Below are 22,485 nucleotides of genomic sequence, written 5' to 3' on the forward strand. Positions count from 1 at the left end.
ATGCCAGCTTTGACAGGCTGGCATTTAGAATATGTTGTAATAATTTATTCTGCTGGATTTGTTGCAGCAGGAGTGTTTTGAGCAGGAGCAGCTGGCGTGTTTGTAGCTGGCGCTGTACTTCCTGTGTTTTCGATGATTTTAGAATCAGTATCACTTAATGTTCCTGTAAAGCTTAAGCTAGAAAGTAGTATAAGTGCAATTAGTATAGTTGCTAATGTCCAAGTGCTTTTGTCTAAAAAATCAGTTGTTTTTTGTACTCCACCTAACATTTGAGAACCACCTATTGTAGATGATAATCCTCCACCTTTAGGGTTTTGAACCATGATAACTACGATTAATAGAAAACAAACTATAGTTATTAAAACTAAAAAAATTGAAAATGTGCTCATTGTTTAATTATTATTATGTTGTAAAATCTTAATATCCGATATGCGGTCTGCAAAGAAACTACTTTTTTCTGGATATTTCAAAATTAATATTTCATAAGCTTGAATCGCTTTTTGATATTTTTTTTGTTCTAAATACACTCTGGCCAAAGTCTCTGTCATCAAGAAAGAATTATCTGCTGCATTTAAGTCAAAAGTAACGGTCGAAGCAACTCCATGTTTTACCGGAGAAATCTTTGGACTGGCTTCAATAAACTTATCGATTAATTCTAATTTCTTTCTTTTATCTTCATCTATTACAGGAAGTGGTAAATTAATAGCACTTTCTTTCTCTCTTTGGATAGGTTCAGTGCGGGAAAGTTGAAGCCATTCTTGAAAGGAATGTTGCTCACTTTTAGAGAAATCTAAAGGTTTTCCAATTGCCAGTTTCTCTTCGGTAGTTTTTGAAGCATCATCAACATCGACAGCAGAAGCTTCTTTTATTGATGTGAGTATGGATCTTTCTAAAGAATTTATTTTAGATTCCGTTTTTTCTTCAGTAACAATGGTTTCACTGTCGACCACATTTATATCAAGAATTTCTAGTGCTTTTTTATCGTAAAGACCTTTTTGAATCGAAGTGAACGTATCCGAAGTAATGAAGTCAAATAAAATAGATCGGTCAGTTGAATGTGCTGCAGTAACTTTTAAAGCAGTATTGTATTTAAAACTGTTTTGATTGTAAAGACCTTTTAATTGAATTGCTCTGGCACTTTGAAAATAAGGAAACTCAACGAGTACTTTTTCCAAAGCTTCCGTTTGCTTTTCATGGATAGCATCAGGTTTATTAATCAAATAAGTATAATCGGTTACGTTCATAAAGGGTATTCGTTTATTTGGTTATTCGTTTGTTTGTTCCTCGGTTAACCGAATCAACAAATTATCGAATTTAAACCCATTTACCATTTTGCAAGTGACTCATTAAAGATGTCTTGTGTAATTCTTTCAAAAATTTCCTTTAAAGCACTGTTCAAAGTTGCTCCTGTCAATTGTTGTTCCGCAGGATAATCGTAGAAAAAAGTGAATGGTTTTTCAAAATCATCTGTTTCTTTTTTCTTATTAGTAAAACGAACATTCACTCGAATTGTTAATCGGTTCTGAGCTGCTCGCTGATCTGCAGTAGCAGTCATTGGACTTATTCTGTAATCTACAATTTCTCCTTCGTAAGTCAAATCAGCACTACTTTTGACCAAGTTTAAATTGGTTTGATTCTGGATTAAATCTTGAAGTTCTAATGTAAATGTTCTGTCAATACCAGGTTCAATTAATTCAGCGTTATTCTGAAAAAAGCCAACTTGAAATGTTTCGGCATCAATTTTACCAGTTCCGGTAAAGTTATAAACCGAGCAACTGTTGATGCTTACTATAATTATTGAAAGCAGAATAAGTTTTATATATTTCATTTTCTATTTTAAAATTTGCTTCGCCGGTTTCTAACGCTCGGGTCAAAGATATTCTTTTTGAATTAAATCATTTGTGTCTTAGTGCTTTTGTGGTAAAAACTACAAGTCAAATTGTTTAATTTTTCTATATAAAGTCCTTTCAGAAATGCCCAATTCGTCTGCGGCAGCTTTTCGTTTTCCTTTGTTTTTTTCTAATGATTTTTTAATCATTTCGATTTCTTTTTGCTCTAAACGCAACGTTTCTTCTTCTTCGATTGTTTCTGCAAAAAGATAATTATCATCATGTTCCTGATACAGCTCTTCATTGTTTTGAGTAGTGATTAAGGCTGATCTTGGTTCTTCTTCAAAATCTATTTCACTGTCATTTTCTTTCGAACCATATATTTTTTTTATCAAATGCTGATTGGTTTCCTGAACTTTAGACACACCGTTTTGAATCAATTCCAAAGTTAATTTTTTCAAATCGTTCAAATCACTTTTCATATCAAAAAGTACTTTGTACAAAATTTCTCTTTCGGTACTAAAATCACTTTCGCTTTTCTTATCCTTTATGACAGATGGTAAATTGTTTCCCAGAACCGGTAGATATGATTGTAAAGTCACGGCTGAAATATCACGATTCGTTTCCAAAACAGAGATTTGTTCGGCTACATTTCGCAATTGACGAATATTACCGCTCCAACGAAACTTCTGCAATAATTGGATAGCGTTTTCGTCCAGTTTTAAAGGCGGCATTTTATATTTATGGGCAAAGTCAGCAACGAATTTTCTGAATAACAAATGAATGTCATCTTTTCGATCGCGTAAAGGGGGCAAAGTAATATCCACCGTACTTAGACGATAATATAAATCCTCACGGAATTTCCCTTTTTCGATAGCATCAAATAAATTGACATTGGTAGCGGCTACAATTCGTACATCAGTTTTTTGAACCTGGGAAGAACCTACTTTTATAAATTCGCCATTTTCAAGAACACGTAACAAACGCACTTGAGTAGTTAAAGGCAGTTCACCTACTTCGTCCAAGAAAATAGTTCCGCCGTCAGCTACTTCAAAATAACCTTCACGTGTATTGGTTGCGCCGGTAAAAGCGCCTTTTTCATGTCCGAAAAGTTCACTGTCAATCGTTCCTTCAGGAATGGCTCCACAGTTTACGGCAATGTATTTTCCGTGTTTTCTGTGCGAAAGCGAATGAATAATTCTAGGAATATTCTCTTTTCCCACACCGCTTTCTCCCGCTACTAAAACGGTAATATCAGTTGGAGCTACCTGAATGGCTTTTTCTATCGCACGGTTGAGCTTCGGGTCATTCCCGATAATCTCAAATCGTTGTTTTATAGCTTGAACTGATTCCATATTTTATTTTTGTTTAAAGTTCTATTTGTTTAAAGTTTCAAGTTATTGAGACAACTTTAAACCTTAAATTTTAAACTTTTCTTAATTCATCTCACTCAAACCAACTGCTTCTCCTTTCAAAGTTCCGCTGGTACAAGAAGTAATTCTCACATTCACAAAATCCCCAATCTTGTAATTTTCTTTCGGAAAAACAACGGTAATACTTTGTGAATTTCTTCCTGAAAATTCTTCTGTCGATTTTTTTGAAACTTTCTCAACTAAAACTTCTACCGTTTGTCCAATGAATTCCTCAGAGCGGAACCAAGCGTGTTTTTGTTGTAAATCGACAATTTCCTGTAATCTTCTTGCTTTCGTTTCTTCGGTTACATCATCTTCCATTTTTCTTCCTGCCAAAGTTCCCGGACGTTCGGAATACGAATACATATAACCAAAATTATATTTTACATATTCCATCAAACTCAAAGTGTCTTGATGATCTTCTTCGGTTTCTGTAGGGAAGCCAGCAATCATATCCTGTGAAATCGAACTGTTTGGGATAATAGTTCTAATTTTGTCAATCAAAGTCATGTATTCTTCACGCGTGTGCAAACGGTTCATTTCTTTCAAAATTCTATTGCTTCCGGACTGCACCGGCAAGTGAATGTGTTTGCAAATATTAGGATGTTTTGCAATAACGTGCAAAACACTTTCGTGCATATCTTGTGGATTAGAGGTCGAAAATCGGATTCTCATTTTAGGGAAACCAATAGCTACCATTTCCAGTAATTGGTCAAAATCAACTGCCGTAGCTTTTTGCATTTCGGTAGCATTTTCAAAATCTTTCTTCAATCCGCCACCATACCAAAGGAAACTATCTACATTTTGTCCCAAAAGTGTAATTTCTTTAAACCCTTTGTCCCACAAATCTTGAATTTCCTTCATGATACTTTGAGGCTCACGACTGCGCTCACGTCCACGGGTAAAAGGCACCACGCAAAACGTACACATATTATCACAACCACGAGTAATTGAAACCAAAGCGGTAATTCCGTTACTCATCAATCGAACCGGAGAAATATCACCATAGGTTTCGTCTTTCGACAAAATCACGTTAATCGCATCACGACCTTCTTCTACTTCCAGTAAAAGGTTCGGCAAATCTTTATAGGCATCAGGACCCACAACAAGATCAACGATTTTTTCTTCTTCAAGGAATTGACTTTTCAATCGTTCCGCCATACAGCCTAAAACGCCCACTTTCATTTTTGGATTAATACGTTTTACAGCATTATATTTTTCCAAACGTTTGCGAATAGTTTGCTCCGCTTTGTCCCGAATAGAACAGGTATTGACTAAAACCAAATCGGCTTCTTCCAGAACTTGCGTTGTATTGTATCCGTTTCCGGATAGAATAGAAGCTACAATTTCACTGTCCGAAAAATTCATCGCACAACCGTAACTTTCTATAAATAGTTTTTTTGTATTCTCAGGTTTATTCTCCAGAACAAGACTTTCGCCTTGCTTACTTTCTTCAATAATCTTTTCCATCATGTATTTTCAAAGCACAAAGATAACGCAATTCAAATAAATATGACAAGATGTCAGATTAAGAATTAACACTATTTTAAGGCATTTTTTCTGGGGAGGTATTTACTTCGTCAGTTCGCTTTGCTCGTGTCCCGCTTTCTGTTACAATCCCGACCTTTCGAGACTCACAAAAAAAGTAAAGTTTCCAAAGTCCTGAAAAGAGCTTCCGTTGGTCGCTTTTTTAGAACAGGAAACTTTTACTTTTTTGCTCCGGGCTTTTCACTATAATCGAGGCTAAAAAACAGTCGAGTATGGCAATAACTTACCTATTAATGATTGTGAAATAATTCAAAAATAAAATCTAAAGCCCAATATTTAAAAAAATTAGATACTTTTGTCCCAGAAAAATAGAGCAATGGCAAAGAATTTAGTTATAGTTGAGTCCCCTGCAAAGGCAAAAACAATCGAGAAATTTCTAGGAAGTGATTTTCAAGTAGAGTCCAGTTATGGGCATATTGCTGACTTACCTTCCAAAGAAATTGGAGTAGATGTAGAAAATGGTTTCAAACCTAAATATGAAGTTTCTGCCGATAAAAAAGCGTTGGTCACCAAATTAAAAGGATTAGCAAAAAAAGCCGAAATGGTTTGGTTAGCAAGTGATGAGGATCGCGAGGGTGAGGCTATTTCTTGGCATCTTGCCGAAGAATTGAAATTAGACAAAACCAAAACTAAGCGAATTGTTTTTCACGAAATTACTAAAACTGCGATTCTAAAAGCAATTGATAATCCACGAGAAATCGATTATAATTTAGTCAATGCACAACAAGCGCGTCGTGTTTTGGACAGATTGGTTGGTTATGAATTGTCGCCTGTACTTTGGAGAAAAATAAAAGGGGGACTTTCTGCGGGTCGTGTACAATCAGTGTCTGTTCGTTTGATTGTAGAGCGTGAAAGAGAAATTCAGAATTTTAAAGCCATTGCAACATATTCTGTTGTGGCTGAATTTACTAACGAATCTGGAAAAACATTCAAAGCCAAACTGCCTAAAAATTTCAATACTAAAAAAGAAGCCGAAGATTTTTTAAATAAAAATATAGGTTCTACATATAAGGTAGCCGATTTAGAAACGAAGCCTACCAAAAAATCACCAACTGGTCCATTTACCACTTCGACTTTGCAACAAGAAGCCGCTCGTAAATTGTATTTGCCTGTTGGAATTACCATGCAACTCGCACAACGTTTGTACGAAGCCGGACTTATCACTTATATGAGAACGGATAGTGTGAACTTATCTAAAGATGCAATGGAAGCTGCTGAAGCGGAAATCATCAAATCCTACGGAAAAGAATTTTCTAAACCTCGAACTTTTGTCAATAAAAGCAAAGGAGCACAGGAAGCGCATGAGGCGATTCGTCCTACAGATATGTCGCGTCATACAGTAGATATCGACAGAGATCAAGCGCGTTTGTATGATTTGATTTGGAAAAGAACATTGGCTTCGCAAATGAGTGATGCCCAATTAGAACGTACTAACGTCAAAATTGAAGCAAATAATCACGGTGAAATATTCACGGCATCTGGAGAAGTTTTGCTTTTTGAAGGTTTCTTGAAAGTATACTTAGAAGGTCATGATGACGATGAAGAGGAGCAAGAAGGAATGTTGCCTGCGATGAAAGTCAACGAAAAATTACAAAACAATTATATCTCAGCAACCGAAAGATATTCTAGACCACCAGCAAGATATACGGAAGCTTCTTTGGTAAAAAAATTAGAGGAATTAGGAATTGGTCGTCCTTCTACTTATGCGCCAACGATTTCTACGATTATCAACAGAAATTATGTGGAGAAAGGAAATCTTGACGGTCAAGAACGTAATTATACGCAATTGACTTTACAATCCGGGAAAGTAGGAGAGAAGTTACTGAAGGAAAATACAGGTTCTGATAAAGGGAAATTAGTTCCTACAGATATTGGAACTATTGTTACAGATTTCTTGGTTAAGAATTTTGGAAACATTTTAGATTATAATTTCACTGCAAAAGTGGAACAGGATTTTGATGAAATTGCAGAAGGAAATATCGTTTGGACAAAAATGATGCAAGAGTTCTACGATAAATTTCACCCAACTGTGAAAGATGTAGAAGCGAATGCAGATAGAGAAAGCGGTGAAAGAATTCTTGGAACAGATCCAAAAACAGGGAAACCAGTTTCGGTGCGTTTAGGGAAATTTGGACCAATGGCTCAAATTGGAGCTGCCGATGATGAAGAGAAAAAATTTGCCAGTTTAATGGCAGATCAAAATATTGGAAACATCACTTTAGAGGAAACATTGAATTTATTCTTGTTGCCAAAAAATCTTGGAGAATATAAAGGAGAAGAAGTTGAGGTGAGTAATGGTCGTTATGGTCCATATATTCGTCACGGAGCCGCTTTTGTTTCGTTGCCAAAAGGAGAAAATCCATTAGATGTAGATTTTGAAAGAGCCCAGGAATTAATTGATGAAAAAGCCGCCGCCGATGCGCCAATAGCAGTTTATAAAGGAGAAGGTGTACAGAAAGGTGTGGGGCGTTTTGGTCCTTTTATCAAATGGAACGGTTTGTTTATTAATGTGAGTAAAAAGTATAACTTTGATAATCTTTCTCAATCGGATATTGAAGCCTTGATTGAAGATAAATTGCAAAAGAATATTGATAAGGTTTTGCATAATTGGGAAGAAGAAGGAATTTTAGTTGAAAAAGCCCGTTGGGGACGTTCGGTAATTACTAAAGGTAAAATCAAAATTGAATTAAGTAAAGATGTTGATGCCACAAAATTGACATTAGCCGAAGTTCAGGAAATGATTGCCAAGAAAACACCAGTAAAAAAAGCACCGGCAAAGAAAGCAATAGCGACAAAAAAACCAGCAGCTAAGAAAGCAGCTGTTAAGAAGAAATAAGTATAAACACATTCCATTCTTACCTTCCTTCTCCTATGAAGAGGTCGGGGAGAGGAAAAAAAAGAAATAAAATGGAATTTGATTTTCTGAAACCCGTAGATGATGAAATCCTTGCTTATATAAACGGATTGACTTCTCAGCAATTGGGAAGTAAAATTGTGCTGCATACAGAAAAACAGTTTCCGGATTTAAATAAGATTAAAATTGCTGTAATAGGCGTTTTAGAAAATCGAGGAGACAAAAAAGCTGTTTCGGATGTAGATTTAATACCACTTAGAAAAGAGCTTTACGGATTGTTTCCAGGAAATTGGGATGCTTCTATTGCTGATTTAGGCGATATTCTGGCAGGAAATTCTGCTGAAGACACTTATTTTGCCTTAAAAAAAGTGGTTGCAAGTTTAATCAAGAAAAAAGTAACTCCTATAGTTATTGGCGGTTCTCAAGATTTGACGTACGCGCTCTACAGAGCTTACGATGATTTGGAACAAATGGTCAACCTAGTTTCCATTGATAATAAATTTGATTTTGGTAAGGATGAAGAGGAAGTCTCGTCTTCGTCTTATTTGACAAAAATAATTGTAGACGAGCCTAATAATCTTTTCAATTATTGTAATATTGGGTATCAAACGTATTTTAATTCGCAGGAAGAAATAGATTTGATAGAAAAACTGTTTTTTGATGCCTATAGATTAGGGGAAGTTTCTAATAATATTTCTATTTCGGAGCCTGTTTTTAGAGATGCTGATTTAGTAAGTATTGATTTGAATTCGGTTAAATCATCTGATTCTGGAAATTTTATTTCGTTTGCACCAAATGGTTTTAATGGAAAAGAAATTTGTTCTTTGTCACGATATGCGGGAATAAGTGATAAAGTATCATCATTTGGAATATTCAATCATAATAATTCAGCACAAGAATCGGTCATCATTGCACAGATAATTTGGTATTTCATAGAAGGGTTTCATTATCGTTCTAATGAGTATCCTTTTGGAAGCAAAGAGAATTATTTAAAATACATTGTTCCATTAGAAGAAGAGGAACTTGTTTTTTATAAAAGTGATAAAACGGATCGATGGTGGATAGAAATTCCATTTATTTCAAATGTTAATAATAAACTAAAAAGAAATACGTTATTACCATGTTCCTATGAAGAATATTTATTGGCATGCAACCAAGAATTGCCTGAAAGATGGTGGAAAGCACAACGAAAGAATATTTTGTAATCATTATTTTACATTTACAATTCTGTCCTTGAAAATTGTTTAAAAATTAATGGATTTTATAAGCTTAACATTATAAAATAGATAAAAAAATCGATTTTTGTGTATTTTATCGATTATTTTAGCATTTTATCGACAAAATATTTTTTTTGTATTTTATTTAACATTATTTTTGAGCTCAAATTAATTTCATAACAAAAATATTGTTTTATTAATAAATAATAAATAGGTTTACACACTTAAAAATAATGAATAGATAACCAAATTTATATGAAGAAGTTCATTGCATATACGTCAATTTTGGCCCTTTTAATCGGCTGTGGTAAATCAAGCGATAAAGGAGAATTAGTTGGTATTAATGGAGGTAAATGGCATCCTGAAAAGCCTTATGGTATGGCTTTAATTCCTGGTGGTGCTTTTATTATGGGTAAATCAGATGGTGATTTAGCTAATGTGGAAGATGCTCCTACAAAAACTGTTACTGTTCGTTCATTTTATATGGATGAAACGGAAATTACCAATAGTGAATACCGTCAATTTGTAGAATGGGTAAAAGATTCTACTATGAGAGTTAGATTAGCTATTCTTGCTGATGAAAGTGGTCAGACTGCTGGTGCGGGAGATGCTAAAGGTAAAGGTAAAAATGCCGGAAGTATTGGTGATTTTGCTTTTAATGATTCAGATCCTGAAAAGATGACAGCTTATGATAAATACATGTATGATAATTATTATAGTGTAGGTACTGCTGATGATCCTTATGCAGGAAGAAAGCTTAACAAGAAAGTGAAACTAATCAAGGATACTAAGTTGTATCCAGATGCATATTACGCCGAAGTAATGGATTCAATGTATTTGCCAATAGAGGCTTCATACAATGGATTAAGAACTATAGATGTAAATAAATTAAAATTCCGTTACTCTTGGATGGACATCCAGGCAGCTGCAAAAGCTAAAGTAGGAAATAGAAAAAACTTCATCAGAACAGAAGAAGTAAAAGTATATCCTGACACAACGGTTTGGATTAAAGATTATGCTTATTCTTATAATGAGCCAATGCACAATGATTATTTCTGGCATAAAGCTTACGGGGATTATCCAGTTGTAGGAGTTAAATGGACTCAGGCAAAAGCTTTTTGCGCTTGGAGAACTTTAAATAAAAATACTTACATAAAATCTAAAAAGAAAGGTCACGATTTAATAAACTCTTTCAGATTGCCAACAGAAGCAGAATGGGAATATTCAGCAAGAGGTGGTTTAGAATCAGCTACTTATCCTTGGGGTGGTCCTTATACTAAAAATGACAGAGGTTGTTTCTTGGCGAATTTCAAACCTAACAGAGGTGATTATGCGGCAGATGAAGCGTTGTATACTGTAGAAGCAAAATCCTATGAGCCAAATGGTTATAATCTTTATAATATGGCTGGAAACGTTTCTGAGTGGACTGATTCATCATATGATCCAAATGCTTATGAATATGTTTCTTCAATGAACCCGAATGTTCAGGATTATAAAAATCAAAGAAAAGTGGTTCGTGGTGGTTCATGGAAAGATGTTGCTTACTTCCTTCAAGTGAGTACTCGTGATCATGAATATGCAGATTCTGCAAGAAGTTATATCGGTTTTAGAACAGTTCAAGATTACATGGGACTTCAAACCACCGGTAACGGGAAAAAGAAATAAATAAAAGAAACCAAATCTATATCTATTAAATTAAAAAAAAACTATTATGGCATTACTAAGTAAAAAACAAATGAATTTCGCATACGGTATGGGAGCTGCGGTTGTAATTATTGGAGCATTATTCAAAATTACACACATTGAATTTGGATTTATAACAGGGAATTTAATGCTTACAATAGGTCTTGTTGTTGAAGCTTTAATCTTTGCTCTTTCTGCTTTTGAACCAGTTGATGATGAATTGGATTGGACATTAGTTTATCCTGAATTAGCAAATGGAGTAAAAGGTGAATCTAAGAAAAAAGTTGAAGCTCCTGCTGATACTCAAGGATTGTTGTCTCAAAAATTGGATGCAATGTTGAAAGATGCTAAAATTGATGGAGAATTAATGGCAAGCTTAGGGAATAGTATCAAAAATTTTGAATCAGCTGCCAAAGGAATTGCTCCAACAGTAGATTCTATTTCTGCAACTAAAAAATACAGTGAAGAATTGTCTATGGCTGCGGCACAGATGGAATCTTTAAACAGCTTATACAAAGTACAATTAGAAAGTGCTTCAAGAAATGCTGAAGCAAATAAAGAAATTGCTGAAAATGCAGGAAAATTAAAAGAACAAATGCAATCTATGACTGCAAATATTGCTTCATTGAACAATGTTTATGGTGGAATGCTTTCTGCAATGGGTAATAAAGGATAATTAGTTTCAAACTATAAAAAAACAACAAACTAATTAGTAGAAAATATGGCAGGAGGAAAACTAACCCCTAGACAGAAGATGATTAACCTAATGTACTTGGTTTTTATCGCGATGTTAGCATTAAATATGTCCAAAGAGGTATTATCAGCTTTTGGGATTTTAAATAATAAAATAGTAGAGTCTAACTCTATAACTGATACTAGAAATGAAAGTTCATTTCAACAATTAGCTCAAAAAGCAGTGGATCAACCAGGTCAATTTGGTGATAAAAAAGCTAAAGTTGAAAAAATTAGAGCTTTGTCTAAAGAGTTTAACGACTACATAGAAAATATCAAAACAAAGGTTACTACGAAATTTGAAAGAGATGCCGAAGGAAATTTGCCATACGAGCAAATGGATAAAGGAGATTTAATTGACAGAATGTTCTTTACTGGAGATAGAGTTTCTAAACAAGGTAAAGAGTTCTTAGATAAAATCAATAATTTCTCAACTCAAATAAAAGCAATTGGTGGAAGTTCAATTGCTGAATCTGAAATGAAAAAGATTGAAGCTAGATTTGCTACAAAACCAGTTTATTCTGAAAAAGCAGGTGCTAAATTAGATTGGATTGATTACAACTATAAGGGATATCCACTTATTGCTACAATTACTAAATTGTCTCAATTGCAAGCAGATATCAAAACAACTGAAAGCGATGTAATGACAGGAATGTTCCAGTCGGACTTAGTTGCTGCAGCATCACTTACGGCTTACCAACCTATTGTAGTTCTTGATAAATCGGTTTTCTTTCAAGGAGAGGCGGTAACAGGAAAAATTATTCTAGGTAAATTTGATCCATCATTAAAAGCAAAATCTGTTATTGTTAATGGATCTAGTGTACAAGCGCAAGCGGGTCAAGCTAAGTTCTCTTTTGGTGCTGGTAATATTGGAGAACATGCTATTGGCGGTTCATTTAATTTTGATGAGAATGGGAAAGTAGTTAGCTTACCTATTAAAGATAAATATGTTGTTGTTGCGAGACCAAAATCGGCTACTATTTCTGCTGATAAAATGAATGTAGTTTACAGAGGTGTTGTTAACCCAATGACTATTTCTTTTGCAGGAGTTTCTGCTGATAAAGTTTCTGCTAGCGCTCCAGGATTAAGTTCTGCAGGTGGTGGTAAATACAATATGAGTCCAGGTTCAGGTTCTGAAGTGGTTATTAATGTAACTGGTGCACTTCCTGACGGTTCTAAAGTTTCTGACAAGAAAACCTTTAGAATAAAAGGTATTCCTGGTCCAACAGGAACTATTAGAGGAGAAATGGGTGTTGTAAAAGGACCTAAATCAAATTTACAAATTGCTACTATTGGAGCTAAATTAGTTGATTTCGACTTTGAAGTTGGATTAAACGTAATTGGATTTAATTTAAAAGTAACTGGTCAGCCTACTGTAGTTGTTACAGGAAATAAATTGAATGCACAGTGTAATGCTGTACTTTCAAAAGCAGTTAGAGGAGATCAAGTTACTATTTCTGAAATAAAAACAAAACTTGTAGGTGCAGGTAGCTATTTATTGCCAAGAACTGCTCCAGTAATTTTTGAAATACAATAAATAATAAGTAAGTTTATATTTGACCTACTTCAATATCTTATTATGATACCATGATGAATGTAAGAAATTTTTTAATCGCTATTGTCTCTATTACGGGAAGTTTCGCCTCTTTTGGACAGTCTAATTTGCTTAATGCAAAAACTCCTGACCAAATAGGACTTAAAACTGCAGCACAACTCATTTCAGATAATGATAAACCATTAGTCTATGGTTATGTGCATGATAGAGATGTTTTAATGGGTAAGACTACATGGGAAATTATTGACTTAAGTGAAAAAATTAATTTTGCTTTGTATTTTCCTATTGATACTTCAAATATTGGTTCTGATAGAAGGTCTTTGTATGATGTACTTACGAAAGCTTTGAAAAATGGTAAAATTACTGAGGTGTATACCGATAGTTATTTTAATACCAAAAAATCAATGCAAGATATTCAAACTTCATTGACTCGTATAGATACTACTGACGCAGGTAGAGAACAAATTAATGCAGGAAACCAAATATCTGATGAGTATATTTTAAGACAAGACTTAGCTGCTCAAGATGTAACCCAATATAAAATTAAAGGATACTGGTATTTTGACAAACGTCAGAGTGAATTGAAGTATCGTTTATTGGGAATTTGTCCTGTAACTCCGGATGTTTATACAATGAACAGTGATGAAAAGGATTATATCGAATTGTTCTGGGTATTTTTCCCGGCTGCAAGAGATGTTTTGCATGAAGCAAAAGCGTTCAATGATAAAAATTCAGCGATGCCAGTTTCATTTGATCAAATATTAAACTCGAGGCGTTTTAATAGTGTCATTTACAAAGAAGAAAATGTATACGGCGATAGAACTATTGAAGAATACATGAAAGATAACGCTCAAAATCAATTATTAGAATCGGAAAGAGTAAAAGAAAAAATTCGCAATTTCGAACAAGATATGTGGAATTATTAATACCGGTTTTAAAGTAAATTAAAAAACTCTTACTATAATGGTAAGAGTTTTTTTGTTTTAATGTGTTTACTTTGCACTTATTTAAAAGGTATAATTTCAAATGATTGATTATTTAATTATAGGTTCTGGTTTAGCAGGTATTTCATTCGCAGAGATTGCTTTGCGGAATGATAAATCTATTTTAGTATTGGATAATAATTCTCAAAATTCATCTAAAATTGCTGGAGGTTTGTATAATCCTGTTATTTTAAAACGTTTTAGCGAGGTTTGGAAGGCTCAAGAGCAATTATTTTTAATGAATGAATTTTATACTATTTTAGAAGAAAAACTAAATTGTAAGGTTGATTTCAAAAGTCCTATTTTAAGAAAATTCTTTTCCGTTGAAGAACAGAATAATTGGTTTGCCGCTTCGGATAAAGTTGCGCTTGCTCCTTTTTTGTCAACAGAGTTGATTTCTAAAAAGTACATAGGAATTGATTCTCCTTATGGTTATGGCGAAGTTTTACAAACGGGCTATGTAGACACCGCTTTGCTTTTAAATAAATACAGAGAGTATCTAAAGCATAACAATTTGTTTCAAGAAGAATCTTTTGATTATGATGCTTTAATAATTAATTCTGACGGTATTCAATATAAAAATATTCACGCCAAACATATCATTTTTGCGGAAGGTTTTGGGATGCATGCCAATCCCTATTTTAATCAGTTGCCTTTAGACGGGACCAAAGGAGAGCTTTTTATTATTAAAGCACCTGAGTTAGATTTAGATGTAATTGTGAATACGAGTGTGTTTATTTTACCACTTGGGAATGATTTATTCAAAGTTGGTGCAACGTATAATTGGAAAGATAAGACAGATTTACCTACTGAGGAAGGAAAAACGGAATTAGTAGATAGAATAAAGGAAATTATTACGTGTGATTTTGAAATTGTCGAGCATTTTGCTGGCGTTCGACCTACTGTAAAAGACAGAAGACCATTAGTGGGAACGCATAGAAATTATGAATTCATACATATTCTAAATGGTTTGGGAACCAGAGGAGTTATGCTGGGACCGGCAATGGCAAAAGCATTATTTGAAAATATAGAATATCAAGTTCCACTAAATAAGGAAATTGATATTAAAAGATTTCTGCCTAAAGGGCAGCAGTAATATTATTTTTGGTTCGTTTTTGGATCATACGAAACAAACATATTGATGTAAATGTTTCTGGACCAGCGCAAGACAAATGGAAATAAGACAATAAGTGAGGCAATTATAGCAATAAAAGCCACTTTTAGGCTGGAGCCAAAGATTACAAATGAGATTAAAAAAGCTGCTATTCCAACAGCGACATTCAATCCATAACTGACATACATTGCGCCATAAAAAAAGGAAGGTTCAATTTGATATTTTAAACCACAATGGCTGCAATTTTCATTCATTTTCAAGATTTTATTGAAATGTAACGGATTTTTGTCCAAATACATACTCTCATTCTGACATTTAGGACAAGTTCCTGTTAAAATGCTATATAATTTGGATCCTTTTTTTAACATTTGCAAAAAATTTAATTTTTCCTTTTTTAGTCCCGACAATTCGGGATACAAATTTACACATTCGAAAAGGAATAAAATAACAATACATGCTTAATATACACAATTTATCCGTTTCGTTTGGTGGTACTTATTTGTTTGAAGAAGTTACCTTTCGATTGGGTGCCGGAGACCGTGTGGGTCTTGTAGGAAAGAATGGAGCGGGAAAATCTACCATGCTTAAAATGTTGGCTAAAGATTTTGCTCCTGATTCAGGTGTTATTTCTCAAGAGAAAGATCTTCGTATGGGATTCTTGCGTCAGGATATTGATTTTGAACAAGGAAGAACAGTTTTGGAAGAAGCATACGAAGCTTTTACAGAGATTAAAATTGTAGAGAAAAAGCTCGAAGAGATTAATCACTTGTTAGTTACAAGAACGGATTATGAAAGTGATGAATATAGTCAAATCATTGAAGATTTATCCGATTATACCCATCGTTTTGATTTATTAGGTGGTTATAATTATGTGGGAGATACCGAGAAAATTTTACTTGGTTTAGGATTTAAAAGAGATGTATTCGACAATCAAACCGAAACTTTTTCGGGTGGATGGAGAATGCGTATTGAATTAGCCAAATTATTATTGCAGGCCAATGATGTTTTGTTGCTGGATGAGCCTACGAATCACTTGGATATAGAAAGTATCATCTGGTTAGAAAGTTTCCTTCGAAATTATCCTGGAGTTGTGGTGATTGTTTCGCACGATAAAATGTTTTTGGATAATGTGACGAACAGAACGATCGAAATTTCCCTAGGAAAAGCATATGATTTCAATAAACCATATTCTCAATATTTAGAATTACGTCATGAAATTCGTGAGAAACAATTGGCAACGCAAAAAAACCAAGCCAAAAAGATTGAAGAAACCGAGAAATTAATTGAAAAATTCCGTGCTAAAGCTTCCAAAGCATCGATGGCACAATCATTAATCAAAAAATTAGATAAAGTAGAACGTATCGAAGTTGATGAAGATGACAACTCGGTGATGAATATTACTTTTCCTGTTTCAAAAGAACCGGGGAGAGTTGTAATTGAAGCCGAAAACGTGACTAAAAGTTACGGTGATAAAACGATTTTGAAAGATATCAGTTTGTTAGTGGAACGTGGAAGTAAAATTGCATTCGTTGGACAAAACGGACAAGGAAAATCGACTTTCATTAAAGCTATTGTTGACGAATTCGAGTATAAAGGAAATATCAAGTTAGGACATAATGTACAGCTGGGTTATTTTGCGCAAAATCAAGCCGAATATCTGGATGGCGAAATCACTTTGTTGCAAACCATGGAGGATGCTGCTGCAGATACAAACCGAATGAAAGTACGCGATATGTTGGGTTCTTTCTTGTTTCGTGGTGATGATGTAGAAAAAAAGGTAAAAGTCCTTTCTGGAGGCGAAAGAAACCGTTTAGCGCTATGTAAATTGCTTTTGCAACCAATCAATGTTTTGCTGATGGATGAGCCTACGAATCACTTGGATATTAAATCTAAGAATGTTTTGAAAGCCGCACTTCAAAAATTTGGCGGAACTTTATTGCTGGTTTCTCACGATAGGGATTTCTTGCAGGGAATGTCAAATTTGGTTTACGAATTCAAAGACCAAAAAATAAAAGAATATTTAGGGGATATCAACTATTTCTTAGAGCAACGCAATATGGAAAATATGCGTGAAGTGGAGAAAAAAGATGCCCAAAAAGCAGCTGCGCCTAAAGAAAGCAACAAAGCTTCTTACGAAGATCAGAAAAAAGGGAAAGCGTTGCAGAATAAATTGAGCAAAGTCGAGAGTCAAATCAAACAATTAGAAAAGGACATTCAGCAAGATGATAAAATGCTCGCTTCTAATTATGATAAACACATTGAAGACGCTAAATTTTTCACGGCATACAATAAGAAAAAAGCAGAATTGGACAAACTTCTCTCTGATTGGGAAATAGTTCAGGAAGAAATAGATAATTTATAGAAATAGAGAGTTCCAATTTTGGAACTCTTTTTTTATGCAATAATCCCAATCATTTTAGAGTGCGCAATGGCTTCGCTGCTATTTTGAAAATAACAAACAGAAACTTTCAAGGTTTCTAAATTTTTCAAAACCGCGGTTACTTTTTCTTTTTTGCTAGTTCCGGTTTGTCTAATATAAACGGCTTTTACGGTTACTGGAAAAATTTTACAAATGGCCTCGTATAGAAATGGATCGTGTTGCGAATCATCTCCAAGAAGCACGTATTCTAAATTAGGGTAAAATTCTAAAATGTGTTTTATTTTGTCAAACTTATGATTGTGATTGCCTCTGCCGGTCAAGAAAAAATCAGTGAGGCTTGTTTTAATATCCTTCAATAATAAAACTGCTTTCGGGAGCTGATGAATTTCGGTGAATTTTGTGATAAAACGATACAAATTCCATTCGCTGCTGGAAACATAGAAAAAAGCATTGAATTCCTCTTTGTTTTCCCTTCCTGCTGTGCTTAACGCCTGATAATGCGTCACAACATCTTCATAGATTTTTCTCTTGTTTACGTTTTTAAATAATAAAACATATAATTTTTTCAAAGGATTCAGTGTATGCGAAACTAAAAAAGTATCATCAATATCTGATATGATTCCTAAATTTCCTTTGTGAGGTCGAATGTAACTGTCTCGGGTTGTTATGGATTCATTTTTGTAAACAATACTTACTTCATAATCAATCCATCCATAATTAGTGTTTTGGTCTAATGGAACACAGAATTTAAAATAACCGTCGATTAATGTTTTGGTATGAATTTTGGCATTGTTGTGTTCTAAGTATACATCGGCGTTTGCCTGTGTTTTTATTTGAAACATTTTAATTACCGAAGTAGCGTTTTTCAGATTCTTTTTTTGAAAATTATACTCTTGAATTGTTGTTGGCTTAAAAACATGCCCCATCACAATCAATTCCTGTTCATTAGCATAGCCGCGATATAATTTTAAAATTGGTTTCATTTATTGTAGTACTTTTGAGTGTTGTTGAAATTAATTGTTTTTAATCAATAAAAGAAGAAAAAGTTTGAAAAATAATATTATGCTGGTTGTAAATCCAATCTCTGGTGATGTTGATAAATCAGAGTTGATTGATGCGACAACAATTTTTGCAGGAAACGAGAATTTAAATCTTGTAATTTATAATACTTCGGGAGCCTCTGATATTGAGAATATAAAAGTGCTCTATGAAACCTATAATCCGGAACGAATTATTGTTGCCGGTGGTGATGGGACAATAAAAATGGTTGCTGAGGCTATGGAAAACCATGACGTTATTATTGGGATTATCCCGGCTGGTTCTGCCAATGGTTTAGCTGTAGATTTAAATTTGCCATCCACAATCGAAGAAAACTTAGAAATCGCATTTCATAACGACTACATGGAAATAGATATGATTTCTATCAATGGGAAAAAAAGTATCCATTTGAGCGACTTAGGCGTAAATGCAGAAATGATTAAGAACTATGAAAATAGTAGTATTCGAGGAAAATGGGGATACGCAATACAAACAGTTACCACTTTGATTGATTTAGACGATCCTTTTACTGCAACAATAACAGGCGATTTTGAAACAATTGAATGTACAGCAAGAATGATTGTGATTGCGAATTCTCAAAAATACGGTACAGGAGTTTCTATCAATCCTAATGGCGTTATGGATGATGGAAAGTTTGAATTAGTTATTTTGAAAAATTTAGATTTGGTAGTACTTGGAAAAATTATTTCAGGAAATATGCCTTTAGATTCAGAAGATGTTGAAATAATTTCTACAGATAAAGCAATGGTTAGGACAAATGTTCCAGTTAGTTTTCAAATTGATGGGGAATATTGCGGTACCGAGACAAATCTGAACATTGAAATTTTACCCAAACAAATGAAAGTAGCTATTCCGAATTTAATCAGCGGGATTATTTAAAGGGGTTTCGTTCCTGCCAATTGGTTTCAGGTTCCAGATATCTAAATATTTTAGGCATATACGAATTGACTATTTGATTGCTATGGGCTATAAATCCATACATTTTTATAGGTTTTGCACCAACAGAACTTTTAATTTCCAATGCCGTTCTTGCAAGCACAATTTCCTTAAAACCTTTATTGATGGAATATGCGATCATATCATAGAGCATATTCAAATACAGCATTTTTTCGCGTTGAATACTTTCGTCATACCCCAGAAAATAAGTGTCCATTACGGAACCATTTTTTATTAAAGTATTAAATCCAATTAATTTTTCATCAATAAAATAGCCATAAAAAAGAAACTTGTCTTTAAAGATTTCTTTGAAAACCCTAAAATGGTTTTTAGGCAGAAAAAAAGTATTGAAAGGCGCATTTTTGGCCACATGAAGATACAAGTCATAAATAGTATCTTCCAGAACTATGATGTCCTCCAAATGCATTTTTCTTTTCTCAATAACGGTTGCTTTTTTTCGGGCTCGTTTGTATTGATCTCTGTATTTTTTTGAAAGTGAGTCAATGTAATCTTGTTCAGATTTCCAGTTTTCATTGATGTGAAAAACCATATTCGGTTGTGTCGAAAACTGATAATCATTTTCGAATTCCGGAATGCCAAAGTTCGTAATGTCTTCTTTGTGAAAATCTTTATAGGTGGTAATATGAATCTTTTTACCTTTGGACTGAAACATTTTTTTCAATGCTGTTGTTGCTGATCTCAAGGTTTGCAACGCTTTCTTTTTATCAATAAACTCTGAAAGTGCAAAAGAATTTTGCCCGGTCAGCATGTTGTTTCCAATTACAAGAACATGAGAACCGAAATTTCTGAAAACTAAATTTCGAACAGTGGTTTTAATGCATTTGTCTCGATCTCCAAAAGATTCCAGTAGGTTTAAATCTAAAAATTGAGAGAGAGCAATCCCAACTAAAGTTTCATTTTCGAATAGTCCAATAAAATGACACACCATATTTTCCGGAGATGATTTTTCTAAAATCTCCAAGTATTTTTTGGATAAAAAAATGGTTGAAACAGCTAAGTCGTCCCAGTTTGAAGGAAGTTGCGCTGTCTCACTATAAATTTTAAAAGAATAAGGTGTAGTCAAAATTGAAGAGTAATTTTTTTTCAAAATTAGTTAATAAAGTTAAAGTATTTCTCAATGTCTCGAAATTAACTAACTTTATATAAATTAAAAAGTATATTATGGAAACCTATTCAGCAGAGACAATTCAACCAGAGTTAAAGGCGCTTAAAGATTGGCAGTTTGCTAATAATGGAATTGAGAAAAAGTTTGCCTTTTCAAATTTTACTCAAGCATTAGGTTTTATAGTGCAAGTAGGAGTGATGGCCGAGAAAAGAAATCACCATCCGGAATTATTCAATGTGTATAATAAAGTCACAATCAGGCTGACAACACATGATGCAAGCGGAGTTACCGATAAGGATTTAGATTTAGCCAAAGCTATTGAGGGAATCCAAAAAAAAAATTAAATTTCGTCTTGAAGAATGCCAAGACGAAATTTATTTTATTTTTTTGGAAATTATTTCCAGGCACAAATAATTCCTCCCATAATCATAAAGCATACAATCCAAAAACCACCTGTTACCAGAGTGTATTTGAAGCTTCTTCTTTCGTATAATGCATTAGTTCCTATAACCGGTAATACTAAAAATAGTCCAGTCATAAAACCATGTAAAGCTCCGTGCTTGAAAGTTCTGAATGCCATTCCGTAATCTGCCATAAAAGCCTCGTAAGAAGGTTTTGCGATACTTGGATCTCCTCCCACCATTCCTAATGCGCCAAATTGGTGTATTGTCAGCATTTGTATTATAAAGCTTATGAAAAAGGCGTACAGTAATGATAGTCCAAATGTCAAGAGCATATTTCCTCCTTTCATTTTTTCTTCGGTCATACCGGATTCTTTCATCCAAATGGTTCCAAAAACTTTTGGATTGTACCAAACAAATCCTACTACAAGTGTAGATAACGCAGCAACAAAAAGTGCCAGAAAATTGATTTCCATAAAATTGGTTTTAAAGATTAGTAAATCAAATTTAACAAATTAATATTTAATTAAGAAAATCGAACATTCTTGTAAGATATAACGCTATAAAAATCACAAAACAGTGTATTTCGTCGATTTTATTTGCTGATTAGTTTCGTAGTATGTAGTTTTATGTGTATTAAAGAAATAATTCTAACGTTATGAGAAATATAACTACTCTATTTTTAACCCTTTTGTTTTCTTTTTCAATGTTTGCAGATGTGTCTCAATCTGAGAAAGATGCGTTAGTAAAACTGTATCAATCTACAAATGGAGATCAGTGGAAAGTAAAATGGGATTTAACATCACCTATTTCTACTTGGCATGGTGTTACGTTGCAAGACGATAAAGTGATTTCTATTACCTTGGACAATAACAATTTGATTGGTGAAATTCCTGAAGAACTTTTAAACCTGATAAGTTTACAAAAATTGGATTTACACAAAAATCAAATATCAGGAATAATTCCTTCTTCAATAGGGAAATTAAAAGAAATGAAAGTATTGAATCTTTCTTTCAATAGACTATCAGGAACAATTCCTTCTTCTATTTGTGATATGAGTAATTTGAAAGATTTAGAATTGTATATGAATGCCATTTCAGGAGAATTACCAATGCAAATTGGAGCTTTGAATCAATTAGAAACACTTTCGTTATTCAATAATGAAATAGTAGGGCAAATCCCAACTTCATTATATGAAATAAAAACGCTAAAAACATTGCTTTTAAACAGTAATAAACTTTCAGGGGGATTAAGTAGTGAAGTAGTAAACATGACATCACTTGAAAATCTTAGTTTGTTTGATAATAAAATGATTGGTCAGATACCTTTCGAGCTTGAGAAATTAGATAAATTGAAAGAAATGAATATTTCTTATAATAAGTTTAATGGATTAACATCTAGAAATTTAGCAGTTTTGGATACGTTGAATATGACAATGATAAATGATAAGGGAGTAGCGGTTTTATTAGAAGTTAATGCTGGTAAAAATACAGCTATTGCTTCTGAAGATTAATTTAGAAATAATAAAGAGTTTGCATTACTCTTTGATATTACATATTTAGTTGTTTTAATAAACTTAGTTTGTCTAAACCTGTGAAAGTTTGCTTCACAGGTTTTTTTTGTTTAGATTGTTTTGGTGTAGTTGTAAGCTCCTGA

Annotated in this window: 20 protein-coding genes; 11 read left to right on the top strand and 9 right to left on the bottom strand. The window is 33.6% G+C overall.

What is annotated here, in order from left to right:
- Positions 1-44: 44 nt before the first annotated feature.
- The 5 genes from secG to miaB form a co-directional block, all read right to left on the bottom strand.
- On the bottom strand, positions 45-389 hold the full coding sequence (gene secG, locus QLS31_RS02890; protein ID WP_282742446.1) for a preprotein translocase subunit SecG: 345 nt from the start codon (positions 387-389) through the stop codon (positions 45-47).
- A 3-nt stretch (positions 390-392) separates the two neighbouring features.
- Positions 393-1,244, bottom strand: a complete 852-nt coding sequence (locus QLS31_RS02895) for a tetratricopeptide repeat protein (protein ID WP_282742447.1) — start codon at positions 1,242-1,244, stop codon at positions 393-395.
- 80 nt (positions 1,245-1,324) lie between these two features.
- Positions 1,325-1,828 (bottom strand): LptE family protein, encoded by a 504-nt coding sequence (locus QLS31_RS02900; RefSeq protein ID WP_099714466.1) that lies wholly within the window; start codon positions 1,826-1,828, stop codon positions 1,325-1,327.
- 99 nt (positions 1,829-1,927) lie between these two features.
- Complete coding sequence (locus QLS31_RS02905; protein ID WP_099714467.1) at positions 1,928-3,184, bottom strand: sigma 54-interacting transcriptional regulator; 1,257 nt, start codon at positions 3,182-3,184, stop codon at positions 1,928-1,930.
- An 81-nt stretch (positions 3,185-3,265) separates the two neighbouring features.
- Positions 3,266-4,711: a tRNA (N6-isopentenyl adenosine(37)-C2)-methylthiotransferase MiaB gene (gene miaB / locus QLS31_RS02910; protein ID WP_282742449.1), complete on the bottom strand. Its 1,446-nt coding sequence runs from the start codon at positions 4,709-4,711 to the stop codon at positions 3,266-3,268.
- Positions 4,712-5,105: 394 nt separating this feature from the next.
- Between miaB and topA the strand changes: the two genes are divergently transcribed.
- From topA to QLS31_RS02945, 7 genes are all read left to right on the top strand, one after another.
- On the top strand, positions 5,106-7,625 hold the full coding sequence (gene topA, locus QLS31_RS02915) for a type I DNA topoisomerase (protein WP_282742451.1): 2,520 nt from the start codon (positions 5,106-5,108) through the stop codon (positions 7,623-7,625).
- A 71-nt stretch (positions 7,626-7,696) separates the two neighbouring features.
- Positions 7,697-8,848, top strand: coding sequence for a formimidoylglutamase (locus QLS31_RS02920; RefSeq protein ID WP_282742453.1), 1,152 nt, complete (start codon positions 7,697-7,699; stop codon positions 8,846-8,848).
- 267 nt (positions 8,849-9,115) lie between these two features.
- The gene (gldK, locus tag QLS31_RS02925) at positions 9,116-10,525 is read left to right on the top strand and encodes a gliding motility lipoprotein GldK (RefSeq protein WP_282742455.1); all 1,410 of its coding nucleotides are present in this window, start codon (positions 9,116-9,118) and stop codon (positions 10,523-10,525) included.
- Positions 10,526-10,571: 46 nt separating this feature from the next.
- Positions 10,572-11,219, top strand: coding sequence for a gliding motility protein GldL (gene gldL, locus QLS31_RS02930; protein ID WP_099714471.1), 648 nt, complete (start codon positions 10,572-10,574; stop codon positions 11,217-11,219).
- A gap of 45 nt (positions 11,220-11,264) precedes the next feature.
- Positions 11,265-12,812 (top strand): gliding motility protein GldM, encoded by a 1,548-nt coding sequence (gene gldM, locus QLS31_RS02935; protein ID WP_099714472.1) that lies wholly within the window; start codon positions 11,265-11,267, stop codon positions 12,810-12,812.
- Between the two features lie 53 nt (positions 12,813-12,865).
- Positions 12,866-13,756, top strand: a complete 891-nt coding sequence (gldN, locus tag QLS31_RS02940) for a gliding motility protein GldN (RefSeq protein WP_099716271.1) — start codon at positions 12,866-12,868, stop codon at positions 13,754-13,756.
- Positions 13,757-13,856: 100 nt separating this feature from the next.
- The gene (locus tag QLS31_RS02945) at positions 13,857-14,909 is read left to right on the top strand and encodes an FAD-dependent oxidoreductase (RefSeq protein WP_282742458.1); all 1,053 of its coding nucleotides are present in this window, start codon (positions 13,857-13,859) and stop codon (positions 14,907-14,909) included.
- Between the two features lie 2 nt (positions 14,910-14,911).
- Here QLS31_RS02945 and QLS31_RS02950 read toward each other — a convergent pair whose 3' ends face one another.
- Entirely contained in the window at positions 14,912-15,295 is a 384-nt protein-coding gene (locus QLS31_RS02950; RefSeq protein ID WP_282742460.1) for a DUF983 domain-containing protein, read from the bottom strand.
- Between the two features lie 86 nt (positions 15,296-15,381).
- Between QLS31_RS02950 and QLS31_RS02955 the strand changes: the two genes are divergently transcribed.
- On the top strand, positions 15,382-17,289 hold the full coding sequence (locus QLS31_RS02955; protein ID WP_099714474.1) for an ATP-binding cassette domain-containing protein: 1,908 nt from the start codon (positions 15,382-15,384) through the stop codon (positions 17,287-17,289).
- A gap of 32 nt (positions 17,290-17,321) precedes the next feature.
- Here QLS31_RS02955 and QLS31_RS02960 read toward each other — a convergent pair whose 3' ends face one another.
- Complete coding sequence (locus QLS31_RS02960; protein WP_099714475.1) at positions 17,322-18,290, bottom strand: App1 family protein; 969 nt, start codon at positions 18,288-18,290, stop codon at positions 17,322-17,324.
- A gap of 64 nt (positions 18,291-18,354) precedes the next feature.
- On the opposite strand from QLS31_RS02960, the gene QLS31_RS02965 reads away from it, so the two are divergent.
- Complete coding sequence (locus QLS31_RS02965; RefSeq protein ID WP_099716273.1) at positions 18,355-19,245, top strand: diacylglycerol kinase family protein; 891 nt, start codon at positions 18,355-18,357, stop codon at positions 19,243-19,245.
- On the opposite strand, the gene QLS31_RS02970 is transcribed toward QLS31_RS02965, so the two are convergent.
- Positions 19,238-20,386, bottom strand: a complete 1,149-nt coding sequence (locus QLS31_RS02970) for an 8-amino-7-oxononanoate synthase (protein ID WP_282742521.1) — start codon at positions 20,384-20,386, stop codon at positions 19,238-19,240. The two genes, QLS31_RS02965 and QLS31_RS02970, sit on opposite strands and share 8 nt — an antisense overlap.
- A 98-nt stretch (positions 20,387-20,484) precedes the next feature.
- Here QLS31_RS02970 and QLS31_RS02975 point away from each other — a divergent pair, with 98 nt between their 5' ends.
- Entirely contained in the window at positions 20,485-20,772 is a 288-nt protein-coding gene (locus QLS31_RS02975; RefSeq protein ID WP_282742462.1) for a 4a-hydroxytetrahydrobiopterin dehydratase, read from the top strand.
- 50 nt (positions 20,773-20,822) lie between these two features.
- On the opposite strand, the gene QLS31_RS02980 is transcribed toward QLS31_RS02975, so the two are convergent.
- On the bottom strand, positions 20,823-21,305 hold the full coding sequence (locus QLS31_RS02980; protein ID WP_099714477.1) for a DUF1761 domain-containing protein: 483 nt from the start codon (positions 21,303-21,305) through the stop codon (positions 20,823-20,825).
- A 182-nt stretch (positions 21,306-21,487) separates the two neighbouring features.
- Between QLS31_RS02980 and QLS31_RS02985 the strand changes: the two genes are divergently transcribed.
- The gene (locus QLS31_RS02985; protein ID WP_282742464.1) at positions 21,488-22,342 is read left to right on the top strand and encodes a leucine-rich repeat domain-containing protein; all 855 of its coding nucleotides are present in this window, start codon (positions 21,488-21,490) and stop codon (positions 22,340-22,342) included.
- Positions 22,343-22,485: the final 143 nt, after the last annotated feature.

Origin of the sequence: Flavobacterium sp. XS2P24, from assembly GCF_030010285.1 — a bacterium.
Taxonomy (GTDB): Bacteria; Bacteroidota; Bacteroidia; order Flavobacteriales; family Flavobacteriaceae; genus Flavobacterium; species Flavobacterium algoritolerans.